Origin of the sequence: Pseudomonas sp. NPDC077186 (assembly GCF_044543505.1) — a bacterium.
GTDB lineage: Bacteria > Pseudomonadota > Gammaproteobacteria > Pseudomonadales > Pseudomonadaceae > Aquipseudomonas.
On the sequence record NZ_JBITWE010000001.1, the window covers coordinates 939,771 to 951,950 of the forward strand.

Sequence of the window (12,180 nt, forward strand, 5' to 3'; positions counted from 1 at the left end):
TCCTGGGTAGGTTGGCGCTGAGCGTGCGAAGCCCAACAAGGGACCGCACAAGGTTCTGTTGGGCTTCGCGCCTCAACCCAACCTACCGGCTAACCGGCCTTGAACTGAGCCACCTTGCCCTCAGCGGCCTGGCGCTTTCCCGGGCGCAGGCGCTCGCCGCTGGCGGCGTCGAACAGCAGCACGCGCGCCGGATCGAACTGCAGTTCCAGGCTGCTGCCCGCCTGCGCTGCGGCGTCCGGCGCCAGGCGGCAGCATACCTTGGTCTGGTTGAGGCTGACGAACACCAGGGTGTCGGGGCCGGTCGGCTCGACCACCTCGACCTCGGCGCGCAGGCTCGGCTGCGCTGCAGCGGCGCCTGCCAGCTGGATCTGCTCGGGACGCACGCCGAGAATCAGCTCGCGCCCTTGCAGCTCCGCCGCAGCGCCAAGCGGCAACTCGCAGCGCGCCTGCCCCGGAGCGCCGGCCGCGGATTCGAGCAGACCGAAGCACTGGCCATCGCGCACCTGAGTGCGAAGCGGGATGAAGTTCATCGGTGGCGAACCGATGAAGCTGGCGACGAACTGGTTGGCCGGGTCGTTGTAGATTTCCTGCGGGGTGCCGAACTGCTGGATGATGCCGTCCTTCATCACCGCCACCTTGTCGCCCAGGGTCATGGCCTCGATCTGGTCATGGGTGACGTACACCGTGGTGGTCTTCAGGCGCTGGTGCATCAGCTTGATTTCGGTACGCATCTCCACGCGCAGCTTGGCGTCGAGGTTCGACAGCGGCTCGTCGAACAGATAAATCTTTGGTCGCCGCGCCAACGCACGGCCCATGGCCACGCGCTGCTGCTGGCCGCCGGAGAGCTGGCCGGGCTTGCGCGTCAGCAGATGCTCGATCTGCAGCAGCTTGGCCACGCGCGCCACCTCGGCTTCGATCTCGGCCGGCGGTAGCTTGCGCATCTTCAGGCCAAAGGCGATGTTGTCCTTCACCGTCATGGTCGGGTACAGCGCGTAGGACTGGAACACCATGGCGATGTCGCGATCCTTGGGGCTCATGCCGCTGATGTCGGCGCCGTCCACCAGAATCGCCCCGCCGCTGATGTCCTCCAGGCCGGCGATGCAGTTCATCAGGGTGGATTTACCGCAGCCGGAGGGGCCGACCAGGATCAGGAACTCGCCGGAGTCGATGGCCAGTTCGATGTTCTTCAGGGTGTCCGCCAGGCCGCTGCCGTAGGACTTGTTGACGTTGCGCAGTTCGAGGGTAGCCATGTCATTTCTCCAATCTTGAAGGCATCAGCCTTTCACCGAGCCGGCAGTGAGACCGCGTAGAAAATATTTGCCGGCCAGGATGTAGACCAGCAGGGTGGGCAGCCCGGCGATCATCGCGGCGGCCATGTCGACGTTGTATTCCTTGGCCCCGGTGCTGGTGTTGACCAGGTTGTTCAGCGCCACGGTGATCGGCTGGGTATCGCCGCTGGCGAACACCACGCCGAACAGGAAGTCGTTCCAGATCTGGGTGAACTGCCAGATCAGGCAGACCATGATGATCGGCACCGACATCGGCAGCAGGATGCGTCCGAAGATGGTGAAGAAGCCGGCGCCGTCGAGGCGCGCGGCGCGCACCAGCGCCTCGGGAATGCTCACATAGAAGTTGCGAAAGAACAGCGTGGTGAAGGCCAGGCCGTAGACCACATGTACCAGCACCAGGCCTTCGGTGGTATTGGCCAGGCCGAGCTGGCCGAGGGTGAAGGACGCCGGCAGCAGGATCACCTGGAACGGCAGGAAGCAGCCGAACAGCAGCAGGCCGAAGAACAGCTGCGAGCCGCGAAAGCGCCACATGGCCAGCACGTAGCCGTTCAGCGCGCCAAGCAGTGTGGAGATCAGCACCGCCGGGATGGTGATCTTCACCGAGTTCCAGAAGTAGCCGCCGACGCCGTCCCAGGCCTTGATCCAGCCGATCAGGGTGAACACGTCCGGGATCGACAGCAGGTTGCCGCTGCGAATGTCGTCGGGGGTCTTGAAGCTGGTCAGCAACATCACCAGCAGCGGCACCAGATACACCGCACAGGCCAGGATCAGGGTGGCGTGGATGGCCAGGCGGCTGAAGCTGAATGCCTTCCCTCGCGCCAGCGGGCGCGGTGCCATGCGTGCGTCGAGTACAGAATCAGTCATGGCGTTTGCCTCGCAGTTCGGAATACAGATACGGCACCAGGATCGCCAGCACCGCACCGAGCATCAGCATCGCGCTGGCGGCGCCGAGGCCCATCTGGCCACGGGTGAAGGTGTGGGCGTACATGAACATCGCCGGCAGGTCGGAGGCGTAGCCGGGGCCGCCGGCGGTCATCGAGGCGACCAGGTCGAAGCTCTTGATGGCGATATGGGCGAGGATCATCAGCGCACTGAAGAACACCGGGCCCAGGCTCGGCAGGACGATGCGCAGGTAGATGCTCGGCAGGCTGGCGCCGTCGACCTGGGCGGCGCGGATGATCGACTGATCCACCCCGCGCAGCCCGGCCAGGAACAGCGCCATAACGAAGCCCGAGGACTGCCACACCGCGGCCATCACCAGGCAGTAGACGACACGCTCCGGGTCCACCAGCCAGTCGAAGCGAAAGCCTTCCCAGCCCCAGTCGCGCAGCAGCTTGTCCAGGCCCAGGCCGGGGTTGAGCAGCCACTTCCAGGCGGTACCGGTAACGATCATCGACAGCGCCATGGGGTAGAGGAAGATGGTGCGGATAAAGCCTTCGCGGCGGATGCGCTGGTCCAGCAGCACCGCCAGGAACACGCCGATGGCCAGGCTGATGGCGATGAACAGGCCGCCGTAGACCAGCAGATTCTGGCTCGCCACCCACCAGCGGTCGTTGTCCCACAGCCGCGCGTACTGCTGCAGTCCGACGAAGTTGTAGCTGGGCATAAAGCGCGAGTTGGTGAACGACAGCAGGAAGGTCCAGCCGATGTAGCCGTAGAAGCCCACCAGCACTATGACCATGCTCGGCGCCAGCACCAGCTTGGGCAGCCAGCGCTGCAGGGCGTCCAGCGGCGAGGCTTTAGCGAAGACTGCGTTTGAACTCATGGTTGACTCCGTTGTTACGGGTTGCATGGTCGGCCCCCTCTCCCTCGGGAGAGGGTTGGGGTGAGGGGCAGCGGCGCACCGAAAAATCCGAGTTGCCCATATCCCTCACCCCCGGCCCCTCTCCCAAAGGGAGAGGGGAGAAAAGCGCGGCGCGGCCGATCCCGGGGCGCGTGCCTGTGGGCATGCGCCTGGGATAGAAGGCTTGAAAGCGGCGGGCTACACCCGCCTTACGGCAAGGGCCGCCTAAGCGGCCCCAACGCTCACTGCACCGCCTGGATCGCCGCCGCCAGTTGCTGGGCGGCGCGCTTGGGGTCGGCCTTGGGATCGTTGAAGAAGTTGGTCACCACATCGAATACCGCGCCCTGCACGTAGCTGGAGGCGGCCATGCCGTGGGCCAGGCTCGGCTGCAGACCACCATCGGCAGCGGCCTCCTTGAAGTCGGCCATGGACTTCTGCGCGCAGGCGTCGAAGCTGCTCATGTCCTGATCCATGCGCACCGGGATCGAGCCCTTGTTCTGGTTGAAGAACTCCTGGAACTCGTTGCCCATCACCGTGCGCGCCAGGTCTTCCTGGGCCTTGCGGTTGTCGGCGTTGTTCAGCTTGAACATCGCCAGCGAGTCGATATTGAAGGCGAAGCTGCCCTGGGTGCCGGGGAAGGCCAGGCATTCGTAGTCCTTGCCGGCGACCTTGCCGGCGGCGGTCCACTCGCTCTTGGCCCAGTCGCCCATGATCTGCATGCCGGCCTTGCCGTCGATCACCAGGCCGGTGGCGCTGTTCCAGTCACGCCCGGCGGCATCGGCATCGATATAGCCACGCAGCTTTTGCAGGGCGGCGAACACCTCGACCATCTTGTCGCCGGTCAGGGTGGCGCGGTCCTGCTCGACGAAGGCCTTGCGAAAGCCCTCGGGGCCGAGAATGCTGAAGGCCAGGTCTTCGAACACGGTGCCGTCCTGCCAGGGCTGACCGCCATGGGCGATGGCAATGAAGCCGGCCGCCTTGAGCTTGTCGGCGGCAGCGAAGAATTCGTCGAGGGTGGTCGGCGGCGTGGCGCCAGCCTTTTCGAACACTTGCGGGTTGATCCACAACCAGTTGACCCGATGCACGTTGACCGGCACCGCCACGTAGTCGCCCTGGTATTTCATCACCTCGATCACCTGCGGTGGCAGCAGATCATCCCACTTCTGCTCGGCAGCGACGTCGTTGAGGTCGGCGAGCAGGCCCAGCTCGCCCCACTCCTGAATATCCGGGCCCTTGATCTGCGCCGCGGCGGGCGGGTTGCCGGATACGGCGCGGGTCTTCAGCACGGTCATGGCCGCTTCACCACCACCACCGGCAACGGCGAAATCCTTCCATTTGTGGCCCTGGGCTTCGACCAGTTTCTGCAGGGTATCGGCGGCGCGCTTTTCGCCACCGGAGGTCCACCAGTGCAGCACTTCGACTTCACCGGCGGTGGCGGACAGGGGCAGCAGAACAGCGAGGGAGATGGCACAGGACAGGCGAGAGATCGCTTTCATGGGATAAGACACCTTGTTGTTGTTATTCGCGGGCAAGTCGTGGTGCTTGCGCTGGAATCGAGTCTAACCACGGCCTGCGCCGCGGCGGGTAACGAAGGGACGGAGAAAGGTCACCGAATGGTTACATAAGCCGTGGGAAGGGCCTCAAGGAAATCGCCGCTGAAGCGCCTCCCACAAGCGCCGTCGTACCGCACCCGCGACGAGGCTGGTAGGCTTGCCGGCTTTGCACCACTGCCGGGGACCACTTCCATGCATGCACTGATCGCCCTCAGCCGCTTTATCGGCAACAGTTTCGCCCTCTGGGTGCTGCTGTTCGCCGTGCTGGCGTTCTTCCAGCCGAGCTGGTTCCTGCCGGTGACGGCGTGGATAGTACCGCTGCTCGGGCTGATCATGTTCGGCATGGGCCTGACGCTCAAGGGCGCGGACTTCAAGGACGTGGCGCGGCGCCCGCTGGCGGTGCTGCTCGGCGTGCTGGCGCAGTTCAGCATCATGCCGGCGGTGGCCTGGCTGCTGTGCCAGGCCTTCGGCCTGCCGGCGGAAATCGCCGTCGGGGTGATCCTGGTCGGCTGCTGCCCCGGCGGCACCGCCTCCAACGTGATCACCTGGTTCGCCCGCGGCGACCTGGCGCTGTCGGTGTCGATCACCGCGGTGACCACCCTGCTCGCCCCGCTCGTCACCCCGGCGCTGATCTGGCTGCTGGCCTCGGAATGGCTGCCGGTGTCGTTCGGCGCCATGTTCGTCTCGATCCTCAAGATGGTGCTGCTGCCCATCGTCCTCGGCCTGATCGCCCAGCGCCTGCTCGGCGAGCGGGTGAAGACCGCGGTGGAGGTGCTGCCGCTGATCTCGGTGGTGTGCATCGTCGCCATCGTCGCCGCGGTGGTGGCCGCCAGCCAGGGCAAGATCGCCGAATCCGGCCTGCTGATCATGGCGGTGGTGATGCTGCACAACGGCATCGGCCTGGGTCTCGGCTACCTGGCCGGGCGCCTGTTCGGCATGCCGCTGGCGCAGCGCAAGACCCTGTCGATCGAGGTCGGCATGCAGAACTCCGGCCTCGGCGCGGCGCTGGCCAGCGCCCACTTCAGCCCGCTGGCGGCGGTGCCCAGCGCGCTGTTCAGCGTCTGGCACAACCTGTCCGGCCCGCTGCTGGCCACGGTTTATCGTCGGATGAGTCAGGATTCTGATAAAAGCGCCAGCTGAATCAAAAGCTTCCGTTGATCCGGGGCAGCTTGCCCCGGCCTCGAAGATGTGCAGAATACTGCACGACGCGAGGACGACCTCCGCATTGCCGCAACGGCGATGAGTCACCCGGGGACGGCCCCTTCAGTTTGTACTGGAGGTCATCATGTCCTGGATCATTCTGCTGCTCGCCGGCCTGTTCGAGGTCGGCTGGGCCGTCGGCCTGAAATACACCGACGGCTTCACCCGTCCCCTGCCCAGCCTGCTCACCGTCGCCGCCATCGTCATCAGCCTCGGCCTGCTCGGCCTGGCCATGAAGGAATTGCCGCTGGGCACCGCCTACGCCATCTGGACCGGCGTCGGCGCGGTGGGCACGGTGATCGCCGGCATCGTCCTGTTCGGCGAATCGATGGCGCTGCTGCGCCTGGCCAGCGTGGCGCTGATTCTCTGCGGCCTGGTCGGGCTCAAGTTGAGCCATTGAGCACGCCCGCTCCGTGGGAGGCGCTTTAGCGGCGAATCGCGGCTACGACTGCATGGATGCAGGAGGTAGAGCGAAGCAGGATGCCCGAGCCGAAAGCCCCCCCCACACGACCGTTCGCTACCGCCAATCCCCACGCAACTCCGCCACCTGCGCCTGCAACGCCTCGCGCCGCGCCAGCTCCGGCGCCAACGGCGCGCCGGCCACCAGGCACACCCGCGACCACAGGCGCTTGAACAGGCCCTTGCGCGGGTCGCGGCTGAAGAAGCTGCCCCACAGCCCGCGCAGCGCCATGGGAATCACCGGCACCGGGTTCTCCTCGAGGATGCGCTCGATGCCGGCCTTGAACTCGTTGAGCTCGCCGTCGCCGGTCAGCTTGCCCTCGGGGAAGATGCACACCAGCTCGCCATTGCGCAGGTACTCGGCGATCTTCTTGAACGCCGCGTCGTAGATCAGCAGGTCCTCGTTGCGCCCGGCGATCGGCACGGTGCCGGCGGTGCGGAAGATGAAGTTGAGCAGCGGCAGGTCGTAGATCTTGTAGTACATGACGAAGCGCACCGGCCGCCGCACCGCGCCGCCGATCAGCAGCGCATCGACGAAGGACACGTGGTTGCACACCAGCACCGCCGGGCCCTCGTCGGGAATGGCGTCGAGCCCCTTGTGCTCCACCCGGTACATCGAATGGCCGAGCAGCCAGATGAGAAAGCGCATGCTGAACTCGGGGACGATCTTGAAGATGTAGCTGTTGACCGCCACGTTCATCAGCGACACCACCAGAAACAGCTGCGGAATCGACAGCCCGGCGACGCTGAGAAAGAGGATCGCGACTATGGCCGAGGCCACCATGAACAGCGCGTTGAGGATGTTGTTGGCGGCGATCACCCGCGCCCGCTCGTGCTCGGCGGTGCGCGACTGGATCAGCGCGTACAGCGGCACGATATAGAAACCGCCGAACAGGCCAATGCCGAGAATGCAGCCGAGAATCCACCAGGCCTGGCCATGGCCCAGCAGCGCCAGCCAGTCGTGCGGCGCGGCGCCTTCGGGGAAACCGCCGGAGAACCACCACAGCAGCATGCCGAACAGGGTCAGGCCGATGGAGCCGAACGGCACCAGGCCGATCTCCACCTTGTGCCCGCTCATGCGCTCGCAGAGCATCGAACCCAGGCCGATGCCCAGCGAGAACACGGTGAGGATCAGCGTCACCACGCTCTCGTCGCCGTGCAGCCACTGCTTGGCGTAGGCCGGAATCTGCGTCAGGTAGATGGCGCCGAGAAACCAGAACCAGGAGTTACCCACCAGCGAGCGCGACACCGCCGGACGCTGGCCCAGGCCGAGCTTCATGATCAGCCAGGACTGGCGCAGGATGTTCCAGTCCAGCGGCAGCGTCGGCATCGCCGCCGCCGCGCGCGGAATGCCCTGGCTGGCCAGGTAGCCGAGCAGCGCAACGCCGACCACCGAGCCGGCGACTATGGCCGCGTAGCTGCTGCTGGCCATCATCACCCCGGCGCCAATGGTGCCGGCCAGAATCGCCAGGAAGGTGCCCATCTCCACCAGGGCGTTGCCGCCCACCAGTTCCTCTTCCTTCAGGTGCTGCGGCAGGATCGAATACTTCACCGGGCCGAACAGCGCCGACTGGGTGCCCATGGCAAACAGCACGGCGAGCATCAAGGGCAGGCTGTCGAGCAGCACCCCGGCGGCGCCGGCGAGCATGATGAACACCTCGGCCAGCTTGATCTTGCGGATCAGGGCGTCCTTGGCGAACTTCTCGCCAAACTGGCCGCCGAGGGCGGAGAACAGGAAGAACGGCAGGATGAACAGCAGCGCGCAGAGGTTGACCAGCAGGTCGCGGTCGGCGCCGGTGTTGAGCTTGAACAGGATGGCGAGAATCAGCGACTGCTTGAAGATGTTGTCGTTGAAGGCGCCGAGCAGCTGGGTCAGGAAGAACGGCAGGAAGCGCTGCTTGCCGAGCAGGGCGAATTGCGATTGTTGGGTCATCGTCCATGGTCCTCGCGGGGCCGGATTGCCCGCACAGGCATTTGACTGCAATTGCCCCGGCGAAAGCCACAGGACTGCAATCACATGACATCGGTGGGAGGGGCTTTAGCCGCGACAAACGCCCTAGAACGCTCGCCGCTAAAGCGCCTCCCACAGCCTACGCGGCGCAAAAAAAACGGCAGCCCAATCGGGCTACCGTTCTCGAACTCGGAGAAAACGTCAGTGCCAGGCACTGACTACAACCTCACCTGCACTCCCTGGGGAATGCCTGGCCAGTCTGACAAAAGCCCCGGGCAGCGTCCGTTTAGCTTTGTTACCCGCCTGCAAAGAAATGTAAACGACGGATGACTGGGCGGTCCGCGCCACGGCACAATCGCGTCATGAACGCCTACCACCCCGCCTGCTGCAGCCCCCTCGACGACCACGACCCGCTGCCCCGCCCGCTGCCCGGCACGCGGCTGATCAGCACCCGCTTCGACCCGGCACGACTGGCCGCGGACGACTTCGCCCGCTGCGCTATCGCCCCGGTGCGCGGCGTGGCCAAGCGCCAGAGCGAATACCTGGCCGGTCGCCTGTGCGCCCGCGAGGCGCTGCGACGGCTGACCGGGGTGGCCGGCGTGCCGGCCGTCGGCACCGACCGCGCGCCGCAGTGGCCGGACGGCGTAACCGGCTCCATCACCCACGGCGACGGCTGGGCCGCGGCGCTGGTCGGCCATGCCCGGCAGTGGCGCGCCATCGGCCTGGACGTGGAGCAGTTGCTGCCCGTCGAGCGCGCCCTGCGCCTGCAGGGCGAGATCCTCACCCCGGCAGAGCTGCAGCGTCTGCAAGGTCTGGATGATGAAGCCCGTGCCCAGCGCATCGGCCTGACCTTCTCGCTCAAGGAAAGCCTGTTCAAGGCGCTCTACCCGCTGACCCTGACCCGCTTCTACTTCCACGACGCCGAGCTGCTCGGCGCCGACCACGACAGCGCGCGCCTGCGCCTGCTGCTCGACCTCGGCCCCGACTGGCGCGCCGGCGCCGAGCTGGACGGCCAGTTCGCCTTGTTCGACGACAAGGTCCTGAGCCTGGTGGCGGTGGCGGCCTGATCAGGGCGCGCACGACCCCGTAGGGTGCGCCGTGCGCACCGCCCCCTCGAAGGATGCCGCCTTTCCCAGCTTCCGAATGCTGGTTCGATAAGCCTTGCTTCACCCGCCCCAAGCGCATCGCCTTATAAATGGTGCGCGCGGCGCACCCTACGGCGAGCATACGCACCTGGCGCCAGCCGCTGCCCTACTCCCCCTGCCGCCGCGGCCACACCAGGCTGAAACGCGCGCCGCCGAGACTGGCGCTGCAACCGATCTGCGCGCGGCCGCCGTGCCAGTAGATGATCCGGCGCACGATGGACAGCCCCAGGCCATGCCCGCCGGAGGCGCGGGTGCGGCTGTCGTCCAGGCGCAGGAAGGGGCTGAACAGCCGTTCCCAGGCCTCCTCGGGCACGCCCGGGCCGTCGTCCTCGACGTCGATGCGGCAGCGCTTGTGGCCCACCTGGCAACTGATCAGCACGCGCGACTCGGCGTAGCGCATGGCGTTGCTCACCAGGTTCTGCAGCGCCCGGTGCAGGTAGCGCGGCTCGGCTTCGACCCAGCAGGCGCCGTCTTCCGCCACGCTGAGGATCGCCCCACGCTCGACCCGCACGCCACCGCGCAGCGGCGCCAGTTCCTCGATCACCTGGTCGATCAGCGCCTGCAGCTCGATGCGCTGGAAGCTCAAGGCGGGCGAGCCCTGCTCCAGGCGCGCGTAGGTGAGCATCTCGTCGACCAGCTTGTCGAGGTCCTGGATATCGCTGTCCATGCCGTCCATGTACTTGCGCCGCGCCGTCTCGCTGCCCGCATCGGCGATCATCTCCAGGCCGAAGCGCAGGCGCGCCACCGGCGTGCGCAGCTCGTGGGACACCGCGCGCACCAGCTCGCGCTGGATGCTCAGCGAGCTCTGCAGGTGCTCGGCCATGGCGTTGAAGCTGCTCGCCAGGCGCCCCACCGAGTCGGCGCCGCGGGCCGGCACGCGGGCGTCCAGGCGGCCGCTGGCGATGCGCGTGGCGGCGCCTTCCAGGCCGCGCAGGCGCTGCTCCAGCGAGCGCACCAGGAGGTAGACGATCAGGCCGATCAGGCTCAGGCCGAGGGCGCCGATCAGCACCAGCAGCTGCGGCGGATAGGGGTTCATCTGGTACAGCGGGCCGATCTCCAGCACCCAGGGCGTGTCGACTATGCCGGAGAACACGTGGATGGAGTCGCCGCCCTTGCCCAGGGCCATCACCGTGTCGCCCTCGTCGATGCGGCGGCGCTGGTCGAGGTCGAGGCCGGCGTCCTGCAGGCGCACCAGGCGCAGGTCGAAGCCGAACTGCTTGGCCGCCTTCAGCTCGGCCAGGCGCCTGGGCTGCTCGTCCACCGGGTGACGGATCAGCTCGTCGATCAGCAGGTAGTTGGTGGCGCGCGCCAGCTGCTCGCTGATCTGCTGGATCTCGCCGGTCAGCAGCAGCGGCTCGTGCTCGCTGAGCCGGCCGTGGACCTTGGCCGAGTGCGGCCCGGTCTGCTGCACCAGGATCTGCCCGTGCCGCAGGCGGTTGCGCTCGCTGCTGTCGAGCTGCGCCTGATCCAGGCTCTGCAGGCTGAGCGGGATGCCGAGCAGGCGCGACCACACCGCCAGGGCGCGCTTGCGCTCCACCTCGTTCATCGGCGCCAGGTTGTCCGCCATCAGGCGGAAGGTGCCGCGTGCCAGCCCCTCGCGGTACTGGTCGGCGCGCACCTCGTTGACCAGGTGCAGGGCGCCGACGCCGAGCAGCGCCACCAGCACCAGGGCGGCCAGCATGCCGCCGTAGATACGCAGGAAGATGGAGTTCATGCCATGGCCTGCGCCGCCTCGGCGACGAACAGGTAGCCCTTGCTGCGCACCGTCTTGATCAGCCGCGGGTGCATCGGGTCGTCGCCGATCTTCGGCCGGATGCGCGAGATGCGCACGTCGATGGAACGATCCTGGCCGTCGTATTCGATGCCGCGCAGGGCATTGAAGATTTCCTCGCGCGAAAGGATGCGCCCGGCGTTGACCGCCAGCAGCCAGAGCAGGTCGAACTCGGCGCTGGTCAGCTCGATGCCCTGCTCGCCCAGCCAGGCCTCGCGCATGGCGTTGTCGATGGCCAGCGGGCCGAACTGCAGGCGCCGCGGCTCGCCCTCGTCGCGCTCGGCCTCGACGCCCTCGCGACGCCGCAGCAGGGCGCGGATGCGCGCCAGCAGCACGCGCGGGCGCACCGGCTTGCACACGTAGTCGTCGGCGCCCATCTCCAGGCCCAGCACCTGATCCATGTCGTCGGTGCGCGCGGTGAGCATCAGGATCGGCCCCGGGTAACCGGCGCGCACCTTGCGGCAGATGCTCAGGCCGTCCTCGCCGGGCAGCATCAGGTCGAGGATCACCAGATCCGGCTGCTCGGCGAGGATGCGCGCCGCCGCCCGGGCGCCGTCGGCCTCGATGGCCACGCGCAGGCCGTTGCCTTCGAGGTATTCGCGGGTCAACTGCGCCAGGCGCTGGTCGTCCTCGACAATCAGGATCTGCCACGCTTCTTGTTCCACGCCCTCACCCTCTCTCGACTGCCGCGACCGGAAAATGTCGGCATTGTAACAACCGCCCTAGCACTGCACAGCTCATGCCATCAAGCTGCAAAAACACTAGATGTAGTGTTAACCTGCGACCCCTTCGGCACCCTCGCAAAACCCGCGAGACGCCCTCGCCGGCAACGACGAACGGTCGGAGCCAGGCAGCATGGGGGCTCGCCCGGATGCCGCGCGATTCACCCACAAAACACCCACAAGTTATCCACAGGATGTTCTTGCCCAGCCGCCTTGCATTGCCGCAAACAGCGCACTATCTTGTATCCCCATCGCTCAGCACCCACCAGATGTTGGGTTAACACGGGCCACCGAACACAACAAGAAC

General features: G+C 66.7%; 10 protein-coding genes. 3 read left to right on the forward strand and 7 right to left on the reverse strand.

Annotation, left to right across the window (positions count from 1 at the left end; genetic code table 11):
- Positions 1-89: 89 nt before the first annotated feature.
- The 4 genes from ACIGKL_RS04280 to ACIGKL_RS04295 form a co-directional block, all read right to left on the reverse strand.
- Positions 90-1,250: an ABC transporter ATP-binding protein gene (locus ACIGKL_RS04280; protein WP_397485463.1), complete on the reverse strand. Its 1,161-nt coding sequence runs from the start codon at positions 1,248-1,250 to the stop codon at positions 90-92.
- Positions 1,251-1,274: 24 nt separating this feature from the next.
- Positions 1,275-2,126 (reverse strand): carbohydrate ABC transporter permease, encoded by an 852-nt coding sequence (locus ACIGKL_RS04285; RefSeq protein WP_397486247.1) that lies wholly within the window; start codon positions 2,124-2,126, stop codon positions 1,275-1,277.
- Between the two features lie 19 nt (positions 2,127-2,145).
- Complete coding sequence (locus ACIGKL_RS04290; RefSeq protein ID WP_397485464.1) at positions 2,146-3,054, reverse strand: carbohydrate ABC transporter permease; 909 nt, start codon at positions 3,052-3,054, stop codon at positions 2,146-2,148.
- Positions 3,055-3,314: 260 nt separating this feature from the next.
- The gene (locus ACIGKL_RS04295; protein WP_100546721.1) at positions 3,315-4,568 is read right to left on the reverse strand and encodes an ABC transporter substrate-binding protein; all 1,254 of its coding nucleotides are present in this window, start codon (positions 4,566-4,568) and stop codon (positions 3,315-3,317) included.
- Positions 4,569-4,817: 249 nt separating this feature from the next.
- Between ACIGKL_RS04295 and ACIGKL_RS04300 the strand changes: the two genes are divergently transcribed.
- The gene (locus ACIGKL_RS04300) at positions 4,818-5,765 is read left to right on the forward strand and encodes a bile acid:sodium symporter family protein (RefSeq protein ID WP_397485465.1); all 948 of its coding nucleotides are present in this window, start codon (positions 4,818-4,820) and stop codon (positions 5,763-5,765) included.
- A gap of 145 nt (positions 5,766-5,910) precedes the next feature.
- Positions 5,911-6,225 (forward strand): quaternary ammonium compound efflux SMR transporter SugE, encoded by a 315-nt coding sequence (gene sugE, locus ACIGKL_RS04305; RefSeq protein ID WP_021442940.1) that lies wholly within the window; start codon positions 5,911-5,913, stop codon positions 6,223-6,225.
- A 117-nt stretch (positions 6,226-6,342) separates the two neighbouring features.
- Here sugE and ACIGKL_RS04310 read toward each other — a convergent pair whose 3' ends face one another.
- The gene (locus ACIGKL_RS04310) at positions 6,343-8,217 is read right to left on the reverse strand and encodes an MFS transporter (protein WP_397485466.1); all 1,875 of its coding nucleotides are present in this window, start codon (positions 8,215-8,217) and stop codon (positions 6,343-6,345) included.
- 380 nt (positions 8,218-8,597) lie between these two features.
- Here ACIGKL_RS04310 and ACIGKL_RS04315 point away from each other — a divergent pair, with 380 nt between their 5' ends.
- Complete coding sequence (locus ACIGKL_RS04315; protein WP_397485468.1) at positions 8,598-9,302, forward strand: 4'-phosphopantetheinyl transferase; 705 nt, start codon at positions 8,598-8,600, stop codon at positions 9,300-9,302.
- Positions 9,303-9,486: 184 nt separating this feature from the next.
- Here ACIGKL_RS04315 and ACIGKL_RS04320 read toward each other — a convergent pair whose 3' ends face one another.
- Together ACIGKL_RS04320 and ACIGKL_RS04325 are read right to left on the reverse strand one after the other, a co-directional pair.
- Positions 9,487-11,094, reverse strand: coding sequence for an ATP-binding protein (locus tag ACIGKL_RS04320; protein WP_397485470.1), 1,608 nt, complete (start codon positions 11,092-11,094; stop codon positions 9,487-9,489).
- Positions 11,091-11,816, reverse strand: a complete 726-nt coding sequence (locus ACIGKL_RS04325; RefSeq protein WP_397485471.1) for a response regulator — start codon at positions 11,814-11,816, stop codon at positions 11,091-11,093. The genes ACIGKL_RS04320 and ACIGKL_RS04325 overlap by 4 nt, the downstream gene beginning before the upstream one ends.
- Between the last annotated feature and the right edge of the window lie 364 nt (positions 11,817-12,180).